This is a genomic window from Pantoea sp. X-Soil-ISGK-285 (assembly GCF_059730815.1).
Genome location: NZ_AP035938.1, coordinates 946,492 through 971,166, shown reverse-complemented (window position 1 = coordinate 971,166; position 24,675 = coordinate 946,492). Strand labels below are relative to the sequence as shown.

25 protein-coding genes are annotated in these 24,675 nt (G+C 57.8%); 6 read left to right on the top strand and 19 right to left on the bottom strand.

Going from position 1 to position 24,675, the window contains the following annotated elements; genetic code table 11:
- From AC6I8B_RS04450 to AC6I8B_RS04440, 3 genes are read right to left on the bottom strand one after another with little or no spacing between them, the layout of a single operon-like run.
- Complete coding sequence (locus AC6I8B_RS04450) at positions 1 to 654, bottom strand: DUF799 domain-containing protein (RefSeq protein ID WP_031593975.1); 654 nt, start codon at positions 652 to 654, stop codon at positions 1 to 3.
- Entirely contained in the window at positions 651 to 1,010 is a 360-nt protein-coding gene (locus AC6I8B_RS04445) for a DUF4810 domain-containing protein (protein ID WP_089414524.1), read from the bottom strand. The genes AC6I8B_RS04450 and AC6I8B_RS04445 overlap by 4 nt, the downstream gene beginning before the upstream one ends.
- 11 nt (positions 1,011 to 1,021) lie before the next feature.
- On the bottom strand, positions 1,022 to 1,699 hold the full coding sequence (locus AC6I8B_RS04440) for a CsgG/HfaB family protein (RefSeq protein ID WP_033756751.1): 678 nt from the start codon (positions 1,697 to 1,699) through the stop codon (positions 1,022 to 1,024).
- 153 nt (positions 1,700 to 1,852) lie between these two features.
- Between AC6I8B_RS04440 and AC6I8B_RS04435 the strand changes: the two genes are divergently transcribed.
- Positions 1,853 to 2,245, top strand: a complete 393-nt coding sequence (locus AC6I8B_RS04435; protein ID WP_157351621.1) for a cell envelope integrity TolA C-terminal domain-containing protein — start codon at positions 1,853 to 1,855, stop codon at positions 2,243 to 2,245.
- Here AC6I8B_RS04435 and qhpR read toward each other — a convergent pair.
- Positions 2,242 to 3,309, bottom strand: coding sequence for an AraC-like transcriptional regulator QhpR (qhpR, locus tag AC6I8B_RS04430; RefSeq protein ID WP_497817592.1), 1,068 nt, complete (start codon positions 3,307 to 3,309; stop codon positions 2,242 to 2,244). The two genes, AC6I8B_RS04435 and qhpR, sit on opposite strands and share 4 nt — an antisense overlap.
- 162 nt (positions 3,310 to 3,471) lie before the next feature.
- Positions 3,472 to 4,476, bottom strand: a complete 1,005-nt coding sequence (locus AC6I8B_RS04425) for a phosphotransferase enzyme family protein (protein WP_157351617.1) — start codon at positions 4,474 to 4,476, stop codon at positions 3,472 to 3,474.
- Positions 4,477 to 4,725: 249 nt separating this feature from the next.
- Here AC6I8B_RS04425 and eat point away from each other — a divergent pair, with 249 nt between their 5' ends.
- A complete protein-coding gene (gene eat, locus AC6I8B_RS04420; protein ID WP_010671181.1) occupies positions 4,726 to 6,090 on the top strand; it encodes an ethanolamine permease in 1,365 nt (454 codons plus the stop codon).
- A gap of 83 nt (positions 6,091 to 6,173) precedes the next feature.
- Here eat and mak read toward each other — a convergent pair whose 3' ends face one another.
- Positions 6,174 to 7,085, bottom strand: a complete 912-nt coding sequence (mak, locus tag AC6I8B_RS04415) for a fructokinase (RefSeq protein WP_157351615.1) — start codon at positions 7,083 to 7,085, stop codon at positions 6,174 to 6,176.
- Between the two features lie 146 nt (positions 7,086 to 7,231).
- Between mak and rdgC the strand changes: the two genes are divergently transcribed.
- Positions 7,232 to 8,143 (top strand): recombination-associated protein RdgC, encoded by a 912-nt coding sequence (gene rdgC, locus AC6I8B_RS04410; RefSeq protein ID WP_022625153.1) that lies wholly within the window; start codon positions 7,232 to 7,234, stop codon positions 8,141 to 8,143.
- Between the two features lie 646 nt (positions 8,144 to 8,789).
- Here the strand turns inward: rdgC and ppnP are convergent.
- The 7 genes from ppnP to aroL all read right to left on the bottom strand — a co-directional run bounded on the left by ppnP (position 8,790) and on the right by aroL (position 14,575).
- Positions 8,790 to 9,080, bottom strand: coding sequence for a pyrimidine/purine nucleoside phosphorylase (gene ppnP, locus AC6I8B_RS04405; protein ID WP_009091800.1), 291 nt, complete (start codon positions 9,078 to 9,080; stop codon positions 8,790 to 8,792).
- Positions 9,081 to 9,175: 95 nt separating this feature from the next.
- Positions 9,176 to 9,853 (bottom strand): AroM family protein, encoded by a 678-nt coding sequence (locus AC6I8B_RS04400; protein ID WP_157351613.1) that lies wholly within the window; start codon positions 9,851 to 9,853, stop codon positions 9,176 to 9,178.
- 1 nt (position 9,854) lies between these two features.
- On the bottom strand, positions 9,855 to 10,787 hold the full coding sequence (locus AC6I8B_RS04395) for a DUF1177 domain-containing protein (RefSeq protein ID WP_033766613.1): 933 nt from the start codon (positions 10,785 to 10,787) through the stop codon (positions 9,855 to 9,857).
- A gap of 10 nt (positions 10,788 to 10,797) precedes the next feature.
- A complete protein-coding gene (locus AC6I8B_RS04390) occupies positions 10,798 to 12,357 on the bottom strand; it encodes an OPT/YSL family transporter (protein WP_010671176.1) in 1,560 nt (519 codons plus the stop codon).
- A gap of 288 nt (positions 12,358 to 12,645) precedes the next feature.
- On the bottom strand, positions 12,646 to 13,398 hold the full coding sequence (locus AC6I8B_RS04385; RefSeq protein ID WP_010255274.1) for an IclR family transcriptional regulator: 753 nt from the start codon (positions 13,396 to 13,398) through the stop codon (positions 12,646 to 12,648).
- Between the two features lie 349 nt (positions 13,399 to 13,747).
- Entirely contained in the window at positions 13,748 to 13,939 is a 192-nt protein-coding gene (locus AC6I8B_RS04380; protein ID WP_010255272.1) for a YaiA family protein, read from the bottom strand.
- Between the two features lie 111 nt (positions 13,940 to 14,050).
- Positions 14,051 to 14,575: a shikimate kinase AroL gene (gene aroL / locus AC6I8B_RS04375; protein WP_022625156.1), complete on the bottom strand. Its 525-nt coding sequence runs from the start codon at positions 14,573 to 14,575 to the stop codon at positions 14,051 to 14,053.
- A gap of 315 nt (positions 14,576 to 14,890) precedes the next feature.
- On the opposite strand from aroL, the gene AC6I8B_RS04370 reads away from it, so the two are divergent.
- The gene (locus AC6I8B_RS04370) at positions 14,891 to 15,607 is read left to right on the top strand and encodes a DUF2076 domain-containing protein (RefSeq protein ID WP_157351611.1); all 717 of its coding nucleotides are present in this window, start codon (positions 14,891 to 14,893) and stop codon (positions 15,605 to 15,607) included.
- Between the two features lie 2 nt (positions 15,608 to 15,609).
- Here the strand turns inward: AC6I8B_RS04370 and AC6I8B_RS04365 are convergent, their stop codons facing one another.
- Positions 15,610 to 16,059: a YaiI/YqxD family protein gene (locus AC6I8B_RS04365; protein ID WP_010255266.1), complete on the bottom strand. Its 450-nt coding sequence runs from the start codon at positions 16,057 to 16,059 to the stop codon at positions 15,610 to 15,612.
- Between the two features lie 167 nt (positions 16,060 to 16,226).
- Between AC6I8B_RS04365 and proC the strand changes: the two genes are divergently transcribed.
- Complete coding sequence (proC, locus tag AC6I8B_RS04360; protein ID WP_010255263.1) at positions 16,227 to 17,039, top strand: pyrroline-5-carboxylate reductase; 813 nt, start codon at positions 16,227 to 16,229, stop codon at positions 17,037 to 17,039.
- 67 nt (positions 17,040 to 17,106) lie between these two features.
- On the opposite strand, the gene AC6I8B_RS04355 is transcribed toward proC, so the two are convergent.
- From AC6I8B_RS04355 to AC6I8B_RS04340, 4 genes are all read right to left on the bottom strand, one after another.
- Positions 17,107 to 18,633: an FAD-dependent oxidoreductase gene (locus tag AC6I8B_RS04355; RefSeq protein WP_332837794.1), complete on the bottom strand. Its 1,527-nt coding sequence runs from the start codon at positions 18,631 to 18,633 to the stop codon at positions 17,107 to 17,109.
- Positions 18,634 to 18,838: 205 nt separating this feature from the next.
- Complete coding sequence (locus AC6I8B_RS04350; RefSeq protein WP_010255256.1) at positions 18,839 to 19,141, bottom strand: PsiF family protein; 303 nt, start codon at positions 19,139 to 19,141, stop codon at positions 18,839 to 18,841.
- A gap of 115 nt (positions 19,142 to 19,256) precedes the next feature.
- Positions 19,257 to 19,508, bottom strand: a complete 252-nt coding sequence (gene iraP, locus AC6I8B_RS04345; RefSeq protein WP_010671173.1) for an anti-adapter protein IraP — start codon at positions 19,506 to 19,508, stop codon at positions 19,257 to 19,259.
- Positions 19,509 to 19,712: 204 nt separating this feature from the next.
- Positions 19,713 to 19,868, bottom strand: a complete 156-nt coding sequence (locus AC6I8B_RS04340) for a hypothetical protein (protein WP_497817591.1) — start codon at positions 19,866 to 19,868, stop codon at positions 19,713 to 19,715.
- Between the two features lie 253 nt (positions 19,869 to 20,121).
- On the opposite strand from AC6I8B_RS04340, the gene AC6I8B_RS04335 reads away from it, so the two are divergent.
- Positions 20,122 to 23,259 (top strand): beta-galactosidase, encoded by a 3,138-nt coding sequence (locus tag AC6I8B_RS04335; RefSeq protein ID WP_497817590.1) that lies wholly within the window; start codon positions 20,122 to 20,124, stop codon positions 23,257 to 23,259.
- On the opposite strand, the gene AC6I8B_RS04330 is transcribed toward AC6I8B_RS04335, so the two are convergent.
- Positions 23,141 to 24,415 carry a multidrug efflux MFS transporter gene (locus AC6I8B_RS04330; RefSeq protein WP_437382223.1) on the bottom strand — a complete coding sequence of 425 codons (1,275 nt, stop codon included), beginning with the start codon at positions 24,413 to 24,415 and terminating at the stop codon, positions 23,141 to 23,143. The two genes, AC6I8B_RS04335 and AC6I8B_RS04330, sit on opposite strands and share 119 nt — an antisense overlap.
- Positions 24,416 to 24,675: the final 260 nt, after the last annotated feature.

Sequence of the window (24,675 nt, the reverse complement as noted above, 5' to 3'; positions counted from 1 at the left end):
TCAGCGGGCGCTGACGAGCTTGTAGCGAGGGCCGGTGAGTAACCCGCCCTGCTCGTTCTGTGCCAGTAGACGATTGCTGGTCAGTCCGGCCACGGTGTGCGCTTTATCAGTCACGTTGCTGGCAATCTGTTTGATCGCCGCACTGACCAGCATACCGACCAGTCCACCGTTGTTGTTGTTGCCATCTTCACTGTCGCTGGCACTGGCCTTACCCTGCCAGATCTCTTTGCCGCTGCGCAGATCCACCAGCCGTGCTTTGGCGGTTACGATCGTCACGCTGTCAATGACCCGATAGCTGCTGCCATATTCGCTGATCGAGATATAGAGCGCGCTGTCGGCGTGGAAAATCTCATTCAGACGCTTCGCGCTGACGGCCTGGGCGTCACTGGCACTGGTCAGGCCATTCTGCTGAAAGGTCTCTTCAACCACTGCCACCGGGAAGACGTAGTAACCGGCTTCGGCCAGCGGGCGCGTCACCAGCGAGGTCAGACTGTGAGCGGCATTGATATCCGGCGAGGTGTTATCGGCCGGCAGCACCAGAATCGAGGCGGGCTTGCTGGCACGGAACGCACTGTAGTCATACGGTTTTTTCGTCGCACAACCGGTCAGCAGCAGCATCATCAGCACGCCGCCGAGGGCAATCAGTTTTTTCACCGTACCACTCCTTGTTTTTTACTCATCAGAAAATCCATGTAAGGTGCCGATTCGGGAAACAGCTGCTTCTCGGTGGCAAACTGACCAAAGGCTTTATTGGTATCGCCGGTTTTGGCATAGAGCAGGCCAAGCTGGGCGTGCAGGCCAGGCGCAACCGGCTGGTTAACGGCACGGGCTTTTTCAATGTCCAGATTCAGCGCATCGATCTGCTTCAGCGGATCGCTGCCCGGCTGATAGTAGCTATAGACCTGCTGCTGATAATCGCCCCAGTAGTAGATCGTTTTCGGCGCTTTTGGCGCACAGCCTGCCAGCAACGCCGCTGCAATCAGCAGGCTGCTCAGTGTCATTATCTTCATTTACTGCTTCCTTATTTAGCCGGACGCCATGCGCCGTTGTTGATTCCATCCACTAAATGATCGACCGCTTCGCGAATCGCCAGATCCATCACTTTGCCGTTCAGCGTAGAGTCATAGCTGCTGGTGCCACCAAAGCCGATGACCTCACGTGCGGAGAGCTGATACTCGCCCGCGCCCTGGGTGCTGTAGACCACCTCTGAGGTAGTGACATCCACTACGTTCAGATTCACTTTGGCATAGGCGATCTGCGTTTTGCCGCGGCCCAGAATGCCCCACAGCTGCTGATCGCCCACTTCTTTGCGGCCAAACTCGGTGATATCACCGGTGATGATGAAGTTCGCGCCTTTGATATTCTGCTGGCTGCGTTTGAAGTCCGACTCCTGCTGCAGCTCTTTCAGGTTGCTGCGATCCAGCACGCTGAACCGGTTGGTCTGCTGCAGATGGGTAATCAGAATGGTTTTTGACTGATTGCCCAGCCGATCGACACCATCAGAGAAAATGCCGTTCATATAGGAGGAGCGGTTATCAAACTGCCCCACCGCAATCGGGCTGCGCACGCCCTGATAAACCGGCTGGCTGGCCGCGCGAACCTGGGGGGCCTGAATAGCGCGGGAAGATTCAGTGGCGCAGCCGCTGATGAGCGAGGCCGTTAACAGGGAGAGTGCCGCAAAGGCATATTTTTTCTGCATTTCTAATCCATGAAGTGAAAGAGATGTAACCCGCGCCAGGGCGGTAAATTCTGGTTCTGTCGACAGTCGGAGTAATGCCATAGCATTCATGATGCCGGTCTGTAGACTGTCGGCAGCAGACCGGAAGATCTTTAAGGAAAGTTGGCCAGTTAAATGAATTTAATTAATATAACGATGAGAATGTTGCCGGGCGTGATTATTGCAATGTCGCTCAGCGCCTGTCAGCATCCTGTGACAAAGCAACGGGATAGCGTGGCAAACCTCTGTCAGCCGTCGAAAGATCCTGACAGCCAATCCTGTCACTGGACTAATCAAATGCAGCCAGTACTGAACCGGCAGTTCAGCGATGCGGCGCGTTACGCCGGTCAGCAATGTCTGGTACGGATGGAGTGGCAACCACACAGCAGACATTATGCGGTGACCCAGACGCAGGGTGATGAAGCGCTCTGCCTGCGCGCCTGGCAGCTGGTGGCGCAGACCCGCGATCTGCCGCCGCCGCCGGAGCCTGGACAACCGGCGTGGTTCGGCTTTGCGCCGCGCGGTTAGCTGGCCAGACCTTCCTGACGCCACTGGCGCGGACTGATGCCAAACCAGCGACGAAAGGCGCGTGAAAACGCGCTGACTTCCGAGTAGCCCAGCAGCAGCGCCATCTCAGAGATGGGCAGCTGCTTCTGCTGCAGATAGTATGTCGCCATTTCGCAGCGCACCTGATCGACCAGCGCGGTAAAGCTGCTGCCCTCTTCGCGCAGCCGCCGCTGCAGTGACCAGCTCGAAAGTCCGAGCTTATCCGCCACCTCTTCCAGCACCGGCTCACCCTGCATCAGCGATAAATTAACCTGCGAACGCGCCTGCTCAATCATGCTCTGCTGCGACGTCCCACGGTTAAGCCGCCGGATCGCATCCTGCATCACTATTAACAGGATCGGATCGCTCTCCGGCATGGCGCGCAGCAGATCGCGTTTTGGGATCACCAGTGTATTAAACGGCTGATCGAACCAGACCGGCGCATCAAACACTTTGCAGTGATCGTGCCACTGGCCGGGACGCGGATGTTCAAAGTGGACTTCGCGCGGTGCCCAGTGTCTGCCTGCCACGTGGCGGATCAGATTCATAAACATCCCCAGCGTCAGCTCTGCATCCTGTCGGCGCGACAGGATCGCGCCATGTCGCACCTGATAGTCCAGCCGCCAGCACTCTCCCTTATCCACCAGCCGGGTTAAGGTGTCGTGCTGATGCCAGGGAAACGCGTTGACCACATTATGCAGCGCCTGTTCCAGCGTGGCGGAGCACAAACCGATGTAGCCGATCAGGCCTAATGACTGCGGTTTAAACTGCCTGCCGTAGTGCAAACCGAAGTTATCAAAACCGGAGTGACGCGCCGCCTCTTCCAGCACCCGACAGTAGTTGACCAGCCCCAGGCTGAGCGTCGGACTGGCCAGGCGCTCCGGATCGATGCCGCTGATGCCGAAGATACGATCAACATCGCCGCCTTGGGTATGAATAAAGTCGCCTAAGCCGGTCGCCGCCGCTGCCAGCACGCCGTGATTGCCTGCCCCCGCCGCTGCCGAGCAGGCCGCAAACGCATCGGGCTTTATCAGTGTCGGATTCATGGTCGCCTCAGTCAGAATTCAGGTGGATCACCCGTCACTTCTATCCGAGCAATTTCCATACCAGGTCCCTGATGCCCGACGCGCCGCCTGCGGGCATTCCGGGCGGCGTGCGGGCTACGCGCAGGGCACTGCGGCGGCGCAGCGACGCCCGCCGCTGGTGCATCAGACGCCGACCGGCAACTGCTCACCTTCCAGATAACGGCGGCAGAGGCGGACCGAGTGGCTGGCCCACGCCGATCCCAGGCTGCGCGCCATTTCGGTTTGGGCATGCGATCCCACCCACGCGGTGAGCTGGATACGACGCTGGATCAACAGCGCGGGCAGCATGGTCATCTCCGCATCGCTGATATGCGCCACCTGCTCATAGCCGCGGATCCAGTGATCGATCCACTCTGGCGCGCGCGGATGATGCTCAACAAAACTGATCGCCGCCGCCAGATCGTGCAGATACCAGCCTAGCCCGCAGTCATCGAAATCGATCACCCGCGTTTCGCCCTTGTGCAGCAGCAGATTGGTCAGCCGCAGATCGGCGTGGATCAGGCCATAGCGATCCGATCCTTTACCGAACTGCGCCATCGCCGCGCCGACCTGGCTTATCGCCTGCTCTACCACGCCGTGATCGGCAGGATTCAGATCCGGCGCATCCTGCCAGCGTCCCCAGTGACTCTCTGCGCTGGTCATGGTGTGGTGATCCCAGATGATGCGCTGGAAACCCGCAGGCGGCTGCCACTGTTTACTGTGCTGATGCAGCCGCGCGGTGATCTGGCCGAGCTGCTGAAAAGCGCGGGGATCGACGTCGGTGGTCGGCATCTCTCCGTCGATCCAGTGAAACAGCACCACGTAGCGTTCACCGCCCTCCGGCAGCCGCAGCGTAAGCACGGTTTCGCCCTCTTTGTCCGGCACCGCTTCCGGCACCATAATGCCGGTTTCGCGCAGCGCATTGAGCCACAGCAGTTCGCTGACGATGTCGGCTTTTTGATGATAATCGCCGCGATGCAGTCGCAGCGCATAACGCCGGCCTGCCGCCTGCAGCAGAAACGTGGCGTTCTCTGAGCGGCACAGCAGGCTGAGCTGGCCCTGCAGCGCGGCGGGATAACAGGCCAGCGCCTGCTGCGCCATCAGGGTGAGTTGGGAATCAGTCAGGTTGTCATATTGTTTAGCGCTCATCAGTCCGGCTCCTTGTCACTTGCGTTATCTCAGCATGCGTTGCCAGAAGGTGAGCTGCTTGACTCCGGAAGAGACAAAGTTGACCGCAGCGTGCAGCTGGCCCGGTTGTTGCCTGTGAGTTGACCGTGGAGAACAGAAGTCACTGCGCCCGCGTCAAGTCGTGGCGAGTAATGCAACGGCATTATCCCCTTACTGTAGCGTAATGGCGGTGTAACGCCGCGTGAGACCAACAACGACGGGGATAACAGTATGACAAACAGACTCAAGCCCACTCTGGGCACCCTGCATCTGTGGGGGATTGCGGTTGGCCTGGTCATTTCAGGCGAATATTTTGGCTGGAGTTACGGCTGGGCCGTGGCGGGCACGCTGGGATTTCTGGTCACCACCGCGTTGATCGCCACGCTCTATACCTGCTTTATTTTTAGCTTCACCGAACTGACCACCGCGATCCCCCATGCAGGCGGGCCATTTGCCTATAGTCGCCGCGCCTTTGGCGAAACCGGCGGACTGATTGCCGGTCTGGCGACGCTGATTGAGTTTGTCTTTGCGCCACCGGCGATTGCCATGGCGATTGGGGCTTATCTCAACGTGCAGTATCCCGAACTGAACCCGAAGACTGCGGCGGTCGGCGCCTATCTGCTGTTTATGACGCTGAATATTCTCGGCGTAAAACTGGCGGCGATGTTTGAACTGGTTGTGACGGTGCTGGCGGTGATTGAACTGCTGGTGTTTATGGGTGTGGTTTCACCCGGCTTCAGCCTGGCGAACTTCGCCGCACACGGCTGGGCAGGCAGTGACAGCTTCGGACTGCCCGCCTTCTCCGGCATTTTCGCCGCCATTCCTTTTGCCATCTGGTTTTTCCTGGCCATTGAAGGCGCGGCGATGGCGGCCGAAGAGGCGAAAGATCCGACCCGGACCATTCCCCGCGCCTACATCAGCGGAATTCTGACGCTGGTGGTGCTGGCGATAGGTGTGATGCTGATGGCGGGCGGCGCGGGCGACTGGCGCAAACTTGCCGATATTAACGATCCGCTGCCGCAGGCGATGAAAATGATTGTCGGCGAACACTCTAACTGGATGCATATGCTGGTGTGGATCGGACTGTTTGGCCTGATTGCCAGCTTCCACGGCATCATCCTCGGTTATTCACGGCAGTTTTTTGCCCTGGCACGCGCGGGCTATCTGCCGCCTTCTCTGGCCAAACTGTCGCGTTTCCAGACCCCGCATCGGGCGATTATTCTCGGCGGCGTTTTGGGTATCGCGGCAATTTACAGCGATGGCGTGATTAATCTGCAGGGGATGACGCTGACGGCGGCGATGATCACCATGGCGGTATTTGGCGCGATTGTGATGTACATCATGAGTATGCTGAGCCTGTTTAAACTGCGCCGCAGCGCGCCGGAGATGGTCCGCAGTTTCCGCGCGCCGGGCTATCCGATTGTTCCGGGCATCGCCCTGCTGCTGTCGGTGGTCTGTCTGCTGGCGATGCTGTGGTTTAATCCGGTGATAGGCGCGCTGTTTTTCGCCATCATGCTGGCAGGCTATCTCTACTTCCTCGCCACCAAAGCGCAGCGCGATCGGGCGCCGCAGGACAGTATGCTGGTCGGCGAATAAAAGCGGCGCGGGTGAGTGCCTTGGGTTAACGATTCAGCGCCGGGTCTCTCTGGCGCTGAATCGTCAGCGGATGCTCGGGTAACTCAGCCGTTAAGCGGCCAGAGCCACGCCGCACCGCGTACGCCGCTGGAGTCGCCATGCTGCGCCTTCAGCACCGGCGTTTCACACTCCCCGCCAAATACCCACTTCTTCATCAGCACCGGCACGGTCTGATAGAGACGATCCACATTGCTCATCCCACCGCCCAGTACAATCACATCGGGATCGATCAGGTTTACCACCTGCGCCAGCGATTTTGCCAGCCGCAACTCATAGCGGCTCATCGCCAGTTCGGCGATCGGATCCTGCTGCGCCAGCAGCGAGGCGATCTCCGCACCTTTGCGATGTACGCCGCTCAGCCGCTGATAGTCGATACCAAAACCGGTGCCTGAAATAAAGGTCTCAATACAGCCCTGCTGCCCGCAATAACAGGGCACTTCCTGACGGTAGCGCAGCTCATCCTCATCCATCCACGGCAGCGGATTGTGGCCCCACTCACCGGCATTGCCGTTGCCCCCGATACGCGACTCACCGTTGATCGCCACACCGGCGCCCGATCCGGTGCCGATGATCACGGCAAACACCAGCGACTGTCCGGCACCGGCACCGTCGATCGCTTCCGACACCGCCAGGCAGTTGGCGTCGTTGGCGATACGCACTTCCCGGTTCAGCGCCTGCGCCAGATCTTTATCCAGCGGCTGACCGTTGAGCCAGGTGGAGTTGGCATTTTTTACCCGCTTACTGTAAGGCGAAAGCGTGCCGGGAATACCGAGGCCGACCGTGCCGGTTGCGCCGGTTTTCTGCTCCGCCAGCGTGACCAGATCGACAATCGCCTGCACCGTTGCCTGATAGTCATCACGCGGGGTATTCACCCGGTGGCGGAACAGTTCCTCTCCCTTATCCGACAATGCGATCACTTCTGTCTTGGTGCCACCCAGATCTATGCCTATGCGCAAGATTACGTCCTCGTTATTCGTTCAGGTGAGAGATACAGTAAAAGGCGTCTGCCGGAAAGGCAATGAAACCACTCCGATGTTTCGCTATCATGCGCGCTGACTCTCGCAGACTTGTGCGCCCGATCGCGCCACGGTAAGGAATCCCGATGTTGTGGTTTAAAAATATGATGGTTTATCGTCTGAATCGTGACATTCCGCTGTCCGCAGATGAGATGGAAAAGCAGCTCGACGCCTTCACGTTTTCACCGTGTGGCAGTCAGGATATGAGCAAGACCGGCTGGGTCTCGCCGATGGGCAACCGCAGCGATGCGCTGACCCATGAAAACAAAGGCCAGATTGTGATTTGCGCCCGCAAAGAAGAGAAAATCCTGCCTTCGCCGGTGGTGAAACAGGCGCTGGAAGCGAAAATCGACAAGCTGGAATCTGAGCAGAGCCGCAAGCTCAAAAAGACCGAAAAAGATTCGCTGAAAGATGAAGTGCTGCACAGCCTGCTGCCGCGCGCCTTCAGCCGTTTCAGCCAGACCTACCTGTGGATCGACACGGTCAACAACCTGATTATGGTTGACTGTGCCAGCGCAAAAAAAGCGGAAGATACCCTGGCGCTACTGCGCAAAAGCCTGGGCTCACTGCCGGTGGTGCCGCTGACGCTGGAAAGCCCGATTGAACTGACCCTGACAGAATGGGTACGTTCAGGCGAGCTGCCTGCCGGATTCGCCCTGATGGATGAAGCGGAGCTGAAAGCGCTGCTGGAAGATGGCGGCGTTATCCGCTGCAAGAAACAGGATTTGGTGTGCGATGAGATCGCCAACCACATCGAAGCGGGCAAGCTGGTAACCAAACTGGCGCTCGACTGGCAGGAGCGCATTCAGTTCGTGCTGGCCGATGATGGTTCAGTGAAGCGTCTGAAGTTCAGCGACACGCTGCGCGACCAGAACGACGATATAGACCGCGAAGATTTTGCACAGCGTTTTGATGCGGACTTTATTCTGATGACCAGCGAATTGGCCGCACTGACCAGCAATCTGGTAGAAGCGTTGGGCGGCGAAGCCCAGCGTTAATCAGTCACCGGCAGAATCATCCTGACAGACGATATTCGCCAAAAAAAGGGCCGCTAAGCGGTAATGCCAGCCAGTTAAGCGACAGGTGATAACGCAGTCTGGTGCCGCTCAGGGGCTGGCGGTCCTCGCGCCGCTGCGCGGTTCCTTCACTTCATTCGCCTGCCTGACGGACCGTCGGGGATGGCACATCCTGTGCCGCCCCGCCTTTCGCCCGCGTCCTGCGGGCTCTCCTGGCAGACTCATTCTGTTCAGCGCTGCGGATTGCCTGCCCCTGATCGCCACCGGCCTGCTCTGAAGCTTCTGGTGCGTACTGTTAAAAAGGGCACGAGAGTGGAGGCCTGAGCGCCTCTGCTGCTGAAAGGGCTATCCGCAGCGCTGAGGCGTGACGGTGGGCCAGAAGTCCACGCCGGGAAGCGTGGACAGGTCGGGGCCGGCCAGGGAGGGCCGATCCCCGAACGGTTCGTCGGCACGACGTCAAAGCCGAAGGAACCGCGTGAGCGGCGCGAGGACGGCCCGGCAGCAGCAGAGGTGCGCTGGCCCGCACTGCGGCACGCTCGCCCTGACAAAAAAGCTGCCACGTTTGACCGTGACAGCCTTTACAAATCTAATCTTAACTGACCAGCATTACCGCTAAGCGGCCATGTTTTTAATCTTTCAGGTAACGGCAGAGATAGGAACTTGGCTCGCCAACCTGCAGATGAAATTCGCTGTGACCCGGCACGTTAAACACCGAACCCGCTTCAAACCATTTCCACTCGGTTTCACCTGGCAGTAATACCTTAAGCGAGCCGCTGACCACAGTCATCTCCTCCGGCTGGCCGGTACCGAATGTGTATTCGCCTTCAGCCATTACGCCCACGCTGGCACGTCCGGTGCTCGCACTGTCAAAACCGATAGACTTAACTTTTCCGTCAAAATACTCACTTACGTTGAGCATAATAGTTCTCCAGAGCACATGTTGTGTGTCTGGCAGTGTAGAAGGGAACCCGCTGATCTGTCACGCGAAATGATGGCCGTTTGTGATCTCTTCACTCAGGGAAGCAACTCCGCCGCCAGGCGCGCCACCAGCTGATTAGAGAGCAGAACCGGTACGCCCAGCCGCTGCTGTAACCCTATCCGATGCTGCTGGTGATAACCCATACAGTCGAGCACCACCAGCGCTGCGCCCTGCGCTTTCAGACTGTTTGCGGCATCGGCGAAGGTTGCCTGATTGCCCTGATAGGGACTGGCGACCGCAAAGCAGGGCTGCGCAGGCAGTTGCTGCCACTTACCTGCCTGCTCAACAATCTGCTCCTCAACCGGCACGACAATGCCGACCCGCTGCTGCTGCACCATGGCGCAGATGAGCGGTGGAATCAGGCGATCCGGCTCCAGCAGTAGCGCACGCTGGGTGCGGAGCCGGCTGAATTCACCGGTGCAGAGCAGCAGAATGGTCGCGTAGCCCGCCTGCTCCAGCGCACTGATTTTGCGCTGCAATCCCTGCTCCACTTTCGAGGCCGCCAGCCGCACCTGTTCGCCACTCTGCAGCCGCGACACCAGAACCCGGTCGCCCGCAGCTGGCGCGAAGTGTGCGGCAATCTCTGCCGCGCTGAGACCATCCAGTAAACCGGCGTGATCGGTCAGCGCATCCGGCAGATGCTGTCGCAGCAGCGGCAGAATATCGCTGCGCGGAGACTGGCCGATAGTCAGCGTTACCAGTGGTTTCGTCATCTTAGTGATTCCGGTGACGCAGATGCGCCAGGCTGCCATAGAGCGAAATCAGCCGCGCATACTCTTCGGCGTCGTAGAAGTGACAGGTTCCACGACCAAACTCCTTGGCCACCTCAATGGCAAACTTCGCCGCTGCCGCAATGTCCACTTCATGGCTGGCGCCGGTTCCGCAGCCCGGCACCACCGACTCGGCAGTGATCGCCACCCCCACCACCGGCACATCCGTGGCGGTAGAAGGTTGCAGAATGCTGTTGAGGTGATAAACCCCATTGCCGTAAGGCGTAATATCCTGCGTGGTGATGGGAAAGGTCACCGCCGGACGGCCGCTGGTCATCTCCATGATGCGCAGCAGATCCTCCGAAACCCGCAGGATGTAGCCCTCTTTCACCGTCGGCGACAGGGCAAAGCCTTTGTGGTTGATAATGCGGTTACCTTTGGTGGTGTCGATTGACAGAATCGCATCCACACCCGCCACCACTTCATTATCATTCATGGTGATATCGTCAATCGGCGAGTCCATGAAATCGACCGGCAGATGCGGCCGCGTTGGCGCATCCGGGCAGATATGGGTGGTAATGATGACGTCGCCATCGAGCCTGTCGCCTTTGCTCTGCATCTGCGCCAGTTTAAGCGCGCTGGCAACGGCCGCGATCGCGCCATCCGCATCTGACACCATGCCGATACGACCAGGACGAGCGCCGATGCCACCAAGGCGACCAATAATCCCCAGCGTCGGTGCACTGCCGCCGCCTGATTTGCCCTGCGTCCCCGGAATATCAATGCGCACAAAATCGGTGCGGCCTTTGGGACCGGAGACACGGGTAAAGCGGGCATCAACATCAGGATACGCCGCGAAGAGATCCACCACCTGCTGCCCGTCAATGTGGGCGCTATCCAGTAACTCAAAAACCGCCAGGGTCTGCTGCAAACTCATGCTTTATCCTTTATTTCTTGCTGCTGCTGGCAAACAGCGAATGAAAGAAGCTGTAGAGGGCATCACCGGCAATAAAGCCTGCCGCCATCACCTCCATAGGCGACCGGCCCCGCTCGCCCCAGATCCGGATGATTACGATGCGTAAGGCGATCCCCACCACTACTGCCCAGCCCGCCATGGCGTTATTAATTAATAAACCGGTGGCGAGCAGCACGCCCAGCTGGCGTTTCGGCCCGCCGATCAACTGAATAATCGCACCCGGAATCGCCCACATCAGCAGATTACCGGCGATACCTGGCTCAGCACCCGCCTGAATGGTTTTGGCATACACCCGCGCTACAGGCGGCAGCAGGTTGTCAGCAAAGAAGAAGGTATGGGCGTACCAGACCAGCGGAATCGACACAACAAAGGCGATCATAGCTGCGATGAGCTGAATACGACGTCCCCAGAGCTCCTGCTGCAGATCGGCACCGTTGCCGCGCAGGATAAAGCCCGCCTTCAGGTCATAACCCATATCGGCGAACGCCGGACCGGTGGCGGCGGTAAAGCCGCAGAGCAGGCAGAGCGCCAGCGGTGGGAAGCCGATCAGAATGCCGATAATCAGCGTAATCAGCGCCACGGCAAAGGCCGGGAACCAGCCGGAGTGCATAGCGGCAATGCCGACAATCAGTTCATGGGCGAAAGCAGCAAACGCGGCATAAAGAACAAACAGCAGCAGCATCGCGATGCCCATCTCACTCCACAGGCCGCCCGCCAGCGCCAGCAGCGCGGAAATCACGATATAACCCACGCTGCCGAAACCCAGCGCCCGCTGCACCTCATTGCCATTACGGCTCACCACCAGCGCATCATTTTTGCGGCTGCGAATCACCATCACGACCTGAATCAGCGCCACCAGACCGGCACCGACCATCACGCCATGCGGAATATAGAGCGCATTAATATCAATACCGGCCACCGGCTGCGCATAGGCACGCAGCAGAAAACCGATGCCGAGCATCGACAGTGCCCAGATATTGCCGATAAACGCGGTGCCAAAGGCGGACATCGGGATCTTCAGCATGGCACCGACGACGCCACCCACAATGCCCAGCACCAGCAGCCACGCCTGGCGTCCGCCTTTATCACCCGCTTTGATCGCTTCTGCTGCCGCAACGCCCGGTGGCCAGGCATTACTGGCCGGAAAGACGCGGGTATCAAACAGCCGATAGAGCAGCCAGGCATCCAGCAGCATCGCGGCGCTGACGCCACAGAACAGCGGCAGGACCAGTTGCGGTTCACCCAGCGCCCAGGGCACGGCAATCGGCATCAACAGACTGTTCGCCGCCCCAAAGGTGGCTGAAGAGATGGCGGTCTGCGCCAGGTTCTGGATTTCAATTGAACGATAACGGCGAAATGCCTGCAGCGGAATACGCGCCAGCAACATGGCAAACAGCGCGCCGATAATAGAGGTGTTAGGCGTTACGCCAATGGTGGTAATCAGCTGAATGCCAATAATGGCACCCGCGATGGAAAGAAGAATTAAAACCAGTGCCACGCCAACGTGCTTAATCGGATTTACCCGTTCCATACGTCCCCGCCAGTCCTTGTCCAGAAGAAATGAAATAACGTCTACCCGCCTGCTGGCCGGTTTACGCCGGTTATCAGTTTCACTGCTCTGATGCGCACAGAGATTGCAACAGCCACTGCAGATGGTCGTCCCTCCGCATGCTGAACCGATACAGGAGGCAATGAGAGACGGACACAGGCAACCGGAGTGCTGCGTAAAGCGTGGCGATCAGATTGAAAGAAAAAGGCCCGAAGGCCTTTGTTTTCCCTGGTGTGGCGAAAGTACTACGCCGATAAAAACGGTGTGAAGTTACGCGCCATATTTTTCGGTCATCTCAGTGGCCGTTGCGCGTAATGCTTCAAGGAGCTCTGACGGGAAACCCGGTTCAGACTCCATAGACGGAAACGACAGGCAGAGTGCCACCGTTTCGCCATGATGTTTGTTATGAACAATAACTGACAGCGAGCTGATGCCTGGCAGCGATTCATTTCGGGCCAGTGACCAGCCCTGCTGGCGGATCTCAGCCAGTCTGGCACAGAGTGCCTCAGGACTTTGCGGCGAGTTCGCTGATGCGACCTGCCATTGATCATGGAAGCGCGCCAGCACCTCTTCATCACTTAACTGCGCTAACAGCGCCCGGCCGGTTGAGGTCGCGGCAGCCGGCATCCGACTGCCCGGCGGCGTGACCATCTGCGTAAAGTGACGCCCATGAAACATACGCATCACTAATACTTCCCGCCCGTCGAGCTTCGACACGTAACCCATGCAGCCGGTCTTCGCAGCCAGCCTGACCATCGCCGCTGAAACGCTGTCAACCAGCGGTGCCGAAAGATAATGTCCGGCGGCAGCCAGCAATACGCGACCAATGTGATAACCGCGCGTATCCGCATTCCGCTCCAGCAGCCCCTGACTTTCCATGGTGGCCAGCAGACGCGAAACGGTGCTTTTTGGCAGGTTTAACGCCTCAACCACCTCACTGAATGAGAGACCAACATGCCCCTGCGTCACACCTTTGTGCTGAAACAATCGAAGTACGGCGGCAGCATTTTCAAGTGTGGTCATGTTACGTGTTCCACTATATGGAACTAAGTTCCTCTGTTGGTTTGATGAAAATAAAACGTGGCGCTGAATCGGTCAAGCGACAATTTGATTCACACAGAGATCGGCAGCAGAGAAAATAAGGGGATAAAAATGATTAGCGGGGCTTTATCTGGTGAGACAAGGAGAGTGCAGAACAGAAGCATACGCAGAGAGCATTCGACAGTAAATCTGCGTCAATTTCGCTTCTTAAATAACCCGATCGACTGCAGGTGGGAGTAAAAAGAGGCGTGGTTCAGGCACAACGTCAGGCGGGTCAGTAATAAGCAGTTATCCGGTGTAACAGGCTGGCGTCCCTGCCAGCAGTAAAGCTTTACTCTTTTTCAACGTCTTCGTAGCGCGCTTTGGCGTCACGCGCTTCTTCTTCCGTTTCGTGCTCACTGATTAATGAATTCGGTTTGGGATGATCAGCACGCAATTCGTAAGAGGTTACTTTATTACCTTCAGTGCCCTTTTCAACTGGCACAACTTTCGCTTCACGTGGATACGGTGGTCTGGTCGGCATACTGTGTCCCTCTTGTCTGAATAACATTCCACAGGACAGGCCGCTGCCTGTCATAGGATAAGTATAGACAATGCCGTCTGAAGCGGGATCAAAGCGGGAAAAATCTGAGGGTTAGCTGGCGCGCGCCAGGGAGAGTGACAGCAGAATTTCCTCTACCACGCACTCAGGCGATTGCATCGCATTCACCTGATGATGGGCCGCAGCCTGATAGAGATGCGCACGTTCACGCAGCACATCACTCATCTCATCAGCAATCGGACGGCCGGTTAAGGTCGGACGCTGGGCCGCTTCAGGTTCACTTTCCAGCCGCTCTGCCAGCACCTCGGGGGACGCGCTAAGCCAGATCACCTGGCCCTGCTCCTGCATAAAACGACAGTTCTCTTCAGCCAGAATCATGCCGCCGCCGGTGGCAATGACGGTTCTGGGTGCCGTCACCGCTTTAAGCGATTCCGTTTCACGGGCGCGGAAACCTTCCCAGCCTTCCTCCGCCACAATCTCCGTCACGCTCCGCTGCGTGCTGAGTTGCAGATGGTGATCGGTATCCGTAAAGGCGTAGCCCAGCGCCCGCGACAACGCCTCGCCGACCGTGGTTTTGCCGCAACCGCGAGCGCCAATCAAAAAGATGGGTAGTGACATCAGGGCCGTTCCTCCGCCTGACCGCGCGATGCGGCTGCATGGTGAGCTTATTAATGCGACGCATAATAACTGGAAATTATTATGGCCTCTACCTGTCAGGCACGATTTACGCATTTTCGTCCCCTGAACAGCGACAATCTTTGTGTTTTCAAGGGGAAATGCATGCACGTTTTGTGCATCAGGGCCGTAACAGAGCGATAAAAACTCCGCAAAAGAGCGGCTAAAATGCGTCGGCAATATTTGCTTACTGCCCCGATTTTACTTTTCACGCTGGCGCCCACATATACTGGTAACAATCGCCACAGGAGAGTCATCATGCAACGCGAAGAACAACAACTGATCGAAGGGCTGTTCAGCCGTCTGAAACAGGCTGAAAGCCAGACCGTGGCACGCGATTCCGCTGCCGAACAACTGATTAACCAGCATCTGCAGGCGCAGCCGGGCGCGCCTTACTACATGGCGCAGGCGATCCTGATTCAGGAAGCGGCGCTGAAAAAACTCAATGAGAAAGTATCGGCGCTGGAAAGCCAGCTGGCCCAGCAACAGCAGCAGCAACCTGCACAGAGCAGCGGCGGCTTTCTGTCCGGGCTGTTTGGCAGCGGTTCGCGTCAGCAGCCGCCTGTGCAGCAGCAACAGCAATCGTCACCGTGGAACAGTGCGCCACAGCAACCGGCTCAGCCGCAATATGCGCCTGCACAAGCGCCTGCACCACGCGGCACCGGTTTCCTCGGCGGCGCACTGCAGACAGCTGTGGGTGTGGCGGGCGGTGTGGTGATGGCCGATATGCTGACCAGCATGTTCCACCATTCACAGCCGGAAGAGATTGTGAACATCATCAATGAGCCACCCCTGCCCGATGTGAATGACAATCTCAACACCTTCAACGGTGGCGATGACAATGCCGATACCTTTGACGGCGGTAACGACAACGCCTTCCTCGACCAGAATACAGGCTGGGACAGTAATTATGCCGACAACAGCGATCTCAATGATTTTGGCGGCAACGATTACGACGACGACAGCTTCGTTTAACTTCAGCGTTTCTGCTGGGTGAGCCAGCTATCAAGCTCATTTGCAAACTGCTGGCGGTCACGCGGACTCATCGCCGCGGGGCCGCCGGTCTGCACCCCACTTGACCGCAGGGTATCCATAAAATCCCGCATCGTCAGGCGTTCACGTATCGTCGCCGGTGAGTAACGCTCGCCGCGCGGATTCAGCGCCGCCGCACCCTTCTCAATGACCTCTGCTGCCAGCGGGATATCGGCGGTGATCACCAGATCGCCTGGCTGACAACGTCTGACGATCTCATTGTCCGCCACATCAAATCCGGCAGGCACCTGCAGGGTGCGCAGATACGGTGAGGGCGGCACACGCAGAAACTGGTTCGCCACAAAAGTGATGGTAGTTGCGGTGCGGTCGGCTGCGCGGTAGAGCACCTCTTTGATTACATTCGGACAGGCATCGGCATCGACCCAGATAAACATCATGATTCCTTACAGTCAGAGAAGAGTAAGATCTTGCCGGGTTCCCCCTAAATGGCAAATTTTATTTGCGGCGTGCTTTCCAGCCTGCGCCCGGCTGACTTGTTATTCAGGCTGGCTGAAGTAAGCTAGCTCACTGAGAAAACGAATAATGTCCTAAGGAGATGGCGATGCTGGCAAAGAAAATCGGGTTTATCGGCGGGGGAAATATGGCGAAAGCCATTATCGGCGGACTGGTCAACAGCGGCAAAATCGCCCCGTCTGATATCTTCGTTTACGATCGCAAAGCAGAGACCAACCAGGCGATGGCAGAGCAGTATGGTATCAACGCAGCGGAGAGCGCTGAAGCGCTGGCGCGTGAAGTGGACATCCTGTTCGGCGCGGTCAAACCCAATGTCATTCTGAAAGTCTTAAAAGAGCTGACAGGCAGCCTGAAAAAAGAGGCGCTGGTGGTGTCGATTGCGGCTGGGGTGACGCTCGATTCGCTCTCATCGGTGCTGGGTTACGATCGTAAAATTGTCCGTGCGATGCCGAATACTCCCTCGCTGGTCAGCGAAGGCATGACCTCGGTCACGCCCAACGTGCTGGTTGAGCAGGCGGAAATCGACGAGGTGATAGCGATTTTTGAGAGCTTCGGCAAAGCGGCCGTGGTGGATGAATATCTGATTCACTCCGTGGTCGGCGTCAGCGGTTCTGCGCCGGCCTACGTGTTTATGTTTATCGAAGCGATGGCCGATGCGGCCGTACTGGGCGGCATGCCACGCGCTCAGGCCTATCAGTTTGCTGCACAGGCGGTGAAAGGGGCGGCGCAGATGGTGCTGACCACCGGTAAACATCCGGCTGAACTCAAAGATATGGTCTGCTCTCCGGGCGGCACCACCATCGAAGCGGTGAAAGTGCTGGAAGAGAAAGGCATGCGCTCGGCGGTGATGGAAGCGATGCTGCAGTGCATGGCGAAGTCAGAGAAACTGAGCCGCAGCTAACCGCTCAACAAAGGATGTGCAAGGCGGCCCCGCACGCTGGCCCGCCTTGCCTCCAGCTTAACAGATATTAACGGATCTGTTCCTGACAGAGCGCCACCGCGTCGGCAAACGTCATCGGCTGCTGCATCCGCTCCACCAGCTCAGCGGTCAGCGTATACATGCCGCATGAGCAGATTGCCGCCAGCCTCCCCTGCTGGCCATAAAACGCCATAAACTTTTTATCCTCCAGCGAGCCGAGCAGCTGGAATGAATCCCATTCTTTGGCATGGCCCAGATACTCATAACGGGTGCCATACTGCGTAGTCCAGAAGAACGGCACACGATCAAACGCGACGGTCTGGTCCAGCATATTCCATGCGGCGGTTTGTCCCTGCTGATGCGCGACGCGATAGTGCTCAATGCGCAGCGGCCCCTGTGCCGACGGATACGTGGCGATATCTCCCGCCACCCAGATATTGTCAGCGACCCGCAACTGCTCATCCGCCTGCAGGCTGCCATCCTCTGCCAGCGGGAGATCGTGGATAAAGTCGGTAGCCGGTTTAACCCCGGTGGCAAACAGCACCACCGTCGCGTCCAGCAACCGTCCGCCCTTGAGCTGCACGCCACTCACCCGCTGGTCGCCCTGTAAGGCTTCGATCTCGCCCTGCACCCACTTCACGCCGTTCTGCTCATGCAGCTGATAGAAATAGCGGCCAATCTGATCGCCAAACTGTTTAGCAAAGGGCAACGCCTGTCGGGCGATTATCGTCACGTCAATGTCACGATTACGCAGCGCCGACGCCAGTTCGGTGCCGATAAAACTGTTGCCGATAATCACGATTTTATGGCTGGCATCCACCGCCTGAAGCAGCTCATCGGTCTGCGCTTTGCTGCGCAGCAGATGGACCCCATCGAGATCGCTGCCCGGCAAATCGGGGCGGACTGGCGTTGCGCCGCTGGCTATCAGCAGTTTGTCGAAGGCGAGCGTCTCGCCATCCTCAAAGATCAGCCGTTGCTGCTGGGCATCCAGGCGGCTCACGGTAGCCTGAAGTCGTTCAACGTGATCCATCACATCCGCTTTCAGCAGCTGCGGCACCTCGCTGATATCCATTTTGCCCGACGGCACAAATTTGGTCAGCGCGGTGCGGTCGTAAGGCGCATCCGCTTCCCGCTCAACCAGAATCACGCGGCCTTTGAAGCCTTCATGGCGCAGACGCCACAGCGCCGCGCTGCCCGCCGCCCCACCACCGAGCACCACATAGACCGGTGCTTCTGCCCCACTGCCAATCGGCGCCGCGGGCGACATCGCTTTCGGATTAACCAGCACCCGGCCCTCTTCAATGCGCAGCGGATACTGTTTGAGATCGGCTAACGCCAGCGGTTCACACATTTTTCCACTGGCCAGATTAAACGCGGCTTTGTGCCAAGGACAGACCAGCCGATCGCCACAAATCGCGCCCTGCTCCAGCGGCGCGCCTGCGTGCGGGCATTTCGCCTGATAAGCACGTACGTTGTCACCTTCGCGGATCAGCAACACCTCCACCTCGCCGAGCGTTTTTTTAACCGGCTGGCGCTGGGGCAGATCGTTCAGGTCGACGGTAAATTGATAGTTCACGACATGGCTCCTTTAACGGTTCTTGTCTTGTGCTGCGCGGCAAAACAGAGTGCTGCGCAAATCCCCACAAACAGTAAGTGTGGCAAAAGAACCGGGAAGCCTGGCGATGAATGCTTATCAGAAGGTTAACATGCTGTTATAGAAGGGAATTTAATCAGTATTGCGCGGGAAGGAGAAGCGGCCACCTGCGTGGCCGTGGGGATAATCAGCTTTTTTTCAGGCACTGGCTCATAAAGGTTTTACGCGCATCGCCCGCCAGTTTTTTATCACCAGCTTCGCCGTTACAGCTTTTCATTTTCATCTGCTGCGGTGACATCTGCGACAGCTTGCTGTCCTTTTTCAGGCATTCACTCATAAAGGTTTTGCGCGCATCCCCTTTAAGATCCTGTGATTTAGCATGCTGGTTACACATCGTCATCTTCTCCTGCTGCGGGGTCTTTTCCGCCGCACCGGCCAGTCCACTGACCAGCAGGCCCGCCATCATCATCGCCATTAAACCGACTTTCATCTTGTTATCTCCACAGTGGATTGTCCTTTGTTATTCTGGCAGCGAATAAGCAAAGCGGAAAATGTTTCAGGTCAAAGTGATGTGAAGATCCCATTCCAGTCTGGCACTTGGATCGTTACTGGCGAGGATGTCTGAGTAACTTTTCGATGTAATTGCGCAGCAGTTGCGCATTTTCATCTTCGGCATCGGCCACATTGTCTATTGCGGTTTCAATACTGGTGGTTATAGCCAGATGTTGTTGCGGCTCCAGCTTGCGAACCAGCGCGGTAACAACAATCTCCAGCGCTTCGATTTGCGCCATCTGCTCTTTGGCTGTCGCCTCTTTTTCAGCCAGCTTTACCAGCAATTCAGCAATCAGGTTTTTCATGCTGTTATCTCAGCGGTGGAGAAAAGCTGAAATTATCACCACGCTGGCTAAAAAAACAGAGGGTAACCGCTACTTTTTTCAGTGAGTTAGCCCGCATTCCTCACCGTCTGCTCAGACGATTCCGGCTAACCTTGCGAGCGAAACGTTTTCCCTGCAATCAACGCTATGGTCAAACGTTTCGCCCGCCCGAAATCGGTCTTTTGCTTAGCGAGGATCGACAAATCCGCGGCCTGGTCCGCCGCCGTGTCCGCCCCAGTCACCCCCACCGCCACCGCCACCGCCGCCTGGAGGCGGGAAAATACATCCGCTTAATGCAGTAATCAATGCCACAACGGCAGCCAGCTTAAAGATTCGTACCATATCTACCTCAGGGTGATGAAATCGGGCTGAGTGTATGGAGCCACCTGCATGGCGACAAGTGAGATTCTTCCGCATCCGGCGACTATTCATCTTTGCTGACCAGGCTTAACGATTTACCACCATTAAGGCGGCACAATCTCAACATCCCGGCTGGATTACAGCACAAATTATTTGTGCAAATCGGGAGGGTGAACACTTTACAGGCGGCGTAATTTTGCGCATTGTGAGCGCATTACATTTACAGGATATAAACATGACTCTCTCTCAGGCTGCTTTCAGTGACATCCTCTCCCGGCGCGACTGGGAAAATCCGGTCGTGACCTCGCTGCATCGGCTGGATGCGCACCCGCCATTCGCCAGTTGGCGAGATGAAGCAGCCGCGCGGGATGACAGCCCCTCGGCGTCACTGCAGAGCCTCAACGGAGAGTGGGGTTTCCGTTATTTTACGCAGCCTGAAGCGGTCCCGGCCAGCTGGTTACTGCAGGCTCTGCCGGACACTACGACCCTTCCGGTTCCGGCCAACTGGCAGATGCACGGCTTCGATGCGCCCATTTATACCAACGTGCAGTATCCGATTCCGGTCAATCCTCCGCTGGTCCCCGCAGAGAATCCAACCGGATGTTACTCGCTCACATTCAGCACTGACGCAGCCTGGCTGGATAATGGGCAGACACGCATCATTTTTGACGGCGTAAACTCGGCCTTTCACCTGTGGTGCAACGGACACTGGATTGGCTACTCTCAGGACAGTCGTCTGCCCGCTGAATTCGACCTGACGCCTTATCTGCGGCCGGGCAAAAACCGGCTGGCAGTAATGGTGCTGCGCTGGAGCGACGGCAGTTATCTGGAAGATCAGGATATGTGGCGGATGAGCGGCATTTTCCGCGATGTCACGTTAATGCATAAACCGCAGGTGCATCTGGCCTACGTTCAGCTGGAAACCCGGCTCAGCCCGGAGTTTTACCGTGCCGAATTGCGTGCCCGGGTCCGTGTTGCTCTGCCAGATGACGTCAGCTCGCGCTATCAGCTGCGCCTGACGCTGTGGCAGGGTAAACAGCAGATTGCTCAGTGTCAGCAGCCGCTGGGCAGCGCCATTATTGACGAGCGGGGTCACTATCCCGAACGCGCCCTGCTCAGCCTGCCGGTGGAACAGCCTGCGCTGTGGAGTGCCGAAACACCCCATCTCTATCGCGCCACGCTGGCGCTGCTGGATGAGAATCAGCAGCTGATCGAGGTGGAAGCCTATGATGTCGGCTTCCGTCAGGTCACCATCGACAACGGCCTGCTCTGCCTGAACGGCAAACCGCTGCTGATCCGTGGCACCAATCGTCATGAACATCATCCGGAGCGCGGTCAGGTGGTGGATGAGGCGACGATGCGCCGCGACATTGAGCTGATGAAGCAGCACAATTTTAATGCGGTGCGCTGTTCGCATTACCCTAATCATCCGCTCTGGTACCGGTTATGCGATCAGTATGGGCTTTATGTGGTGGATGAGGCCAATATCGAAACCCACGGCATGCAGCCGATGAACCGGCTCTCCGATGATCCCCGCTGGTTCGCCGCCTATAGCGAACGTGTGACGCGCATGGTGCAGCGCGATCGTAATCACTGCAGCATTATTATCTGGTCGCTGGGCAACGAGTCAGGACATGGTGCCACACACGATGCGCTCTACCGCTGGGTAAAAAGCAGCGATCCAACCCGTCCGGTTCAGTATGAAGGCGGCGGTTCGGATACCGCTGCTACCGATATCATCTGCCCGATGTATGCCAGGGTTGATGAAGATCAGCCCTTCCCGGCGGTGCCGAAATGGTCGCTGAAAAAGTGGATCGGTCTGCCGGGTGAGACGCGTCCGCTGATCCTGTGTGAGTACGCGCATGCCATGGGCAACAGCTTTGGCGGTTTTGCTAAGTACTGGCAGGCCTTCCGCCAGTTTCCGCGTCTGCAGGGCGGCTTCGTCTGGGACTGGGTTGATCAGAGCCTGACCCGCTATGACGATCAGGGCGAACCCTGGCAGGCCTACGGCGGCGATTTTGGCGATAAACCCAACGATCGTCAGTTCTGTATGAACGGGCTGGTATTTGCCGATCGCACGCCGCATCCGGCGCTTTATGAGGCGCAGTGCGCCCAGCAGTTCTGGCAGTTTGCCGTCGATCCCGGCGATCCGCTGAGCTTTACGGTCAGCAGCGACTATCTGTTCCGCCACAGTGACAACGAAGTGCTGCGCTGGCGCATCGAACAGGCGGGTCGTGTGGTGACGGAAGGAGAAGTGCCGCTGGATATCGCTCCACAGGGCCAGCAGCGGATCACGCTGCCGTCACCGCCAGCATTACAGGGCGAATGCTGGCTGAACGTCGCGGTTCATCAGATTCAACCGACCCAATGGAGCGCCGCTGGCTGGCGTGTCGCCTGGCACCAATGGGCGCTGCCCTCGTCGCTGGCGCTGCCATCAAAACCGGAAAGTGGCGACGCACCGGGCCTGCACGATGATACCCGTGAGATTGTCATCACCCATCAGCAGCAACGCTGGCATTTTTCACGCCACAGCGGCGAACTGACGCAGTGGTTTGTGGATGAACAGCCAACGCTGCTTTCACCGCTTCAGGACTGCTTTATTCGCGCGCCGCTCGACAATGACATCGGCACCAGCGAAGCGGAACGGGTTGATCCCAATGCCTGGGTCGAGCGCTGGAAAGCAGCGGGTTATGACCAGATGAGCAGCCAGCTGGTGTCGATGACGGCGAATACGTTGCCACAGGCGGTGCAGATTGAGACGCTGCACAGCTGGCTCGCCCATGGCCAGATCGCCTTTATCAGCCGTAAACGTTATCTGATCAATGCGCAGGGTGAATTGCAGTTGCAGCTTTCCGTTGAGCAGTCGCGCGGATTGCCCCCGCCCGCCCGCATCGGATTACGCTGTGAGCTGACGCAGATACCACAACAGGTGAGCTGGCTCGGCCTGGGTCCGCATGAAAACTATCCCGATCGCCAGCTGGCCGCGCAGTTTTCCCGCTGGGAGCTGCCGCTGGATCAGCTCTCAACGCCTTATGTTTTCCCGGGTGAGAACGGTCTGCGCTGCGGCACCCGTCAGCTCGACAGCGGCAGCTGGCAGGTCAGCGGCGATTTCGCTTTCTCACTGAGCCGTTTCAGCCTGGAGCAGTTGCGAGAGGCATCACACCGCCACCATCTGCGTCCGGAAGCGGGCTGCTGGCTGCATCTGGATGCCTGCCACATGGGTGTCGGCGGCGATGACTCCTGGAGCCCCAGCGTCAGTCCTGAGTTTTTACTGACTCAGCAGCGCTGGCAGGCTGAACTGACGATTTGTCAGCCAACGCGGGCAGCGCTGTCTTCGGACGCCGGTAAAAGCGCTTCAGAAACAGCACGTTAATCAGCACGACCACGGCGGTGGCAAAAAAGACCCAGCGGAAACCGGCCACCGCCGACACCGCGGCGCCCAGCAGCGGACCCGCGACATTGCCGAGATACATAAAGGACTGGTTGTAGCCGAAGATCCGGCCGGTGATGTTGTCACGCGAGTGACGCACCAGCAGCGTCTGGACCGCGGGCATCATCGCGCCATCGGCAAAGCCCAGCAGAAAACGTAATACCCCCAGCTGTGTCGTGCTGGTGACAAACGACATGGCGATAAACAGCAGCAGCGAGATGACCATCGTTGCCAGCAGGATACGCTGCGTGCCGATGCGATCGCCGAGTCGTCCCAGACGAGGCGCGGCCAGCAGTGCAGAGACGCCAGGCAGCGCGGCAATGACCCCGCTAAGAAAAGCGATATTCTCAGCGGTGGGTGCCAGTTCCCGCACAAAGAGCGTCAGGATCGGGTTCACCGATCCGTTGCACATCTGGATCACCATGGTGGTGAAAAAGAGGCAGAGCATCAGTTTTGGATTATCCAGCGAGCGGAAAACCTCGCGTCCGCTGAGCTTCTCCTTTTTACTCACCGGGGTGTAACCGGTCTCCTTGATCAGGAACAGCGTCACCAGAAAGCTGACCATCAGCAGCGCTGCGGTGACAATAAACACCGTACGCAAACCGACCCAGTCTGCCAGCAGCCCGCCCAGCATCGGCCCCAGAATCACCCCGCCAATCTGGCCGGTTGAGACACAGCTCAGCGCCCAGCCGCTGCGTTCACGCGGCACCTGAGCGGCCACCAGCGCCATGGCGTTGGGAATATATCCGGAGGTCAGCCCCATCAGGGCACGCAGCAGCAGCAACTGCCAGGCTTCGGTGACAAAAGCCTGTAGCAGAATTACCACGCCCATGCCAAAAGCGGCGCGCAGCAGCATCAGCTTACGGCCTTTACGATCGGCAAGACTGCCCCACAGCGGGGCTACGGCCGCCGAAACCACAAAGGTGATACTAAAGGTAAGACCCGACCAGAGACTCAGTGATTCGCCACCGGTTACGCCAAGCTGCTCAAGGTAGAGCGGCAGAAACGGGATGATCTGACTGATGGCCAGGCCGGTAAAAAAGCAGCCAAACCAGACTGAGATCAGGTTTATCTTCCAGGGTTCTATAGTGCGTGGCATGAGCAGATATTTTAAAGAGAGGGAATGCTCAGTCTAACGCGGCTATTCTCAGCGTGACCGACAAAACATGGCACAAATGGCAAAAGACCGGATTCCTCTTTGATTCAGCGCAATCACCGGCGCAAATTTTCCAGCCCGCCGGGTTTTTAGCGCGAAGCACGCGGGCGATGGTCTGGCCGGACCCGATCTTCCTCAATCCGGCCCGTCAATATAGAAAAATATGTCATTCTGTTACTGACAACTCTTCACCCCGCTTCTAT

Excerpts from the sequence above, each read along its gene's own strand:
- AC6I8B_RS04445 (WP_089414524.1), bottom strand. The coding sequence starts at position 1,010 with ATGAAGATAATGACACTGAGCAGCCTGCTGATTGCAGCGGCGTTGCTG.
- AC6I8B_RS04440 (WP_033756751.1), bottom strand. The coding sequence starts at position 1,699 with ATGCAGAAAAAATATGCCTTTGCGGCACTCTCCCTGTTAACGGCCTCG.
- AC6I8B_RS04435 (WP_157351621.1), top strand. The coding sequence starts at position 1,853 with ATGAATTTAATTAATATAACGATGAGAATGTTGCCGGGCGTGATTATT.
- qhpR (WP_497817592.1), bottom strand. The coding sequence starts at position 3,309 with ATGAATCCGACACTGATAAAGCCCGATGCGTTTGCGGCCTGCTCGGCA.
- AC6I8B_RS04425 (WP_157351617.1), bottom strand. The coding sequence starts at position 4,476 with ATGAGCGCTAAACAATATGACAACCTGACTGATTCCCAACTCACCCTG.
- eat (WP_010671181.1), top strand. The coding sequence starts at position 4,726 with ATGACAAACAGACTCAAGCCCACTCTGGGCACCCTGCATCTGTGGGGG.
- rdgC (WP_022625153.1), top strand. The coding sequence starts at position 7,232 with ATGTTGTGGTTTAAAAATATGATGGTTTATCGTCTGAATCGTGACATT.
- ppnP (WP_009091800.1), bottom strand. The coding sequence starts at position 9,080 with ATGCTCAACGTAAGTGAGTATTTTGACGGAAAAGTTAAGTCTATCGGT.
- AC6I8B_RS04400 (WP_157351613.1), bottom strand. The coding sequence starts at position 9,853 with ATGACGAAACCACTGGTAACGCTGACTATCGGCCAGTCTCCGCGCAGC.
- AC6I8B_RS04395 (WP_033766613.1), bottom strand. The coding sequence starts at position 10,787 with ATGAGTTTGCAGCAGACCCTGGCGGTTTTTGAGTTACTGGATAGCGCC.
- AC6I8B_RS04390 (WP_010671176.1), bottom strand. The coding sequence starts at position 12,357 with ATGGAACGGGTAAATCCGATTAAGCACGTTGGCGTGGCACTGGTTTTA.
- AC6I8B_RS04385 (WP_010255274.1), bottom strand. The coding sequence starts at position 13,398 with ATGACCACACTTGAAAATGCTGCCGCCGTACTTCGATTGTTTCAGCAC.
- AC6I8B_RS04380 (WP_010255272.1), bottom strand. The coding sequence starts at position 13,939 with ATGCCGACCAGACCACCGTATCCACGTGAAGCGAAAGTTGTGCCAGTT.
- aroL (WP_022625156.1), bottom strand. The coding sequence starts at position 14,575 with ATGTCACTACCCATCTTTTTGATTGGCGCTCGCGGTTGCGGCAAAACC.
- AC6I8B_RS04370 (WP_157351611.1), top strand. The coding sequence starts at position 14,891 with ATGCAACGCGAAGAACAACAACTGATCGAAGGGCTGTTCAGCCGTCTG.
- AC6I8B_RS04365 (WP_010255266.1), bottom strand. The coding sequence starts at position 16,059 with ATGTTTATCTGGGTCGATGCCGATGCCTGTCCGAATGTAATCAAAGAG.
- proC (WP_010255263.1), top strand. The coding sequence starts at position 16,227 with ATGCTGGCAAAGAAAATCGGGTTTATCGGCGGGGGAAATATGGCGAAA.
- AC6I8B_RS04350 (WP_010255256.1), bottom strand. The coding sequence starts at position 19,141 with ATGAAAGTCGGTTTAATGGCGATGATGATGGCGGGCCTGCTGGTCAGT.
- iraP (WP_010671173.1), bottom strand. The coding sequence starts at position 19,508 with ATGAAAAACCTGATTGCTGAATTGCTGGTAAAGCTGGCTGAAAAAGAG.
- AC6I8B_RS04340 (WP_497817591.1), bottom strand. The coding sequence starts at position 19,868 with ATGGTACGAATCTTTAAGCTGGCTGCCGTTGTGGCATTGATTACTGCA.
- AC6I8B_RS04335 (WP_497817590.1), top strand. The coding sequence starts at position 20,122 with ATGACTCTCTCTCAGGCTGCTTTCAGTGACATCCTCTCCCGGCGCGAC.
- AC6I8B_RS04330 (WP_437382223.1), bottom strand. The coding sequence starts at position 24,415 with ATGCCACGCACTATAGAACCCTGGAAGATAAACCTGATCTCAGTCTGG.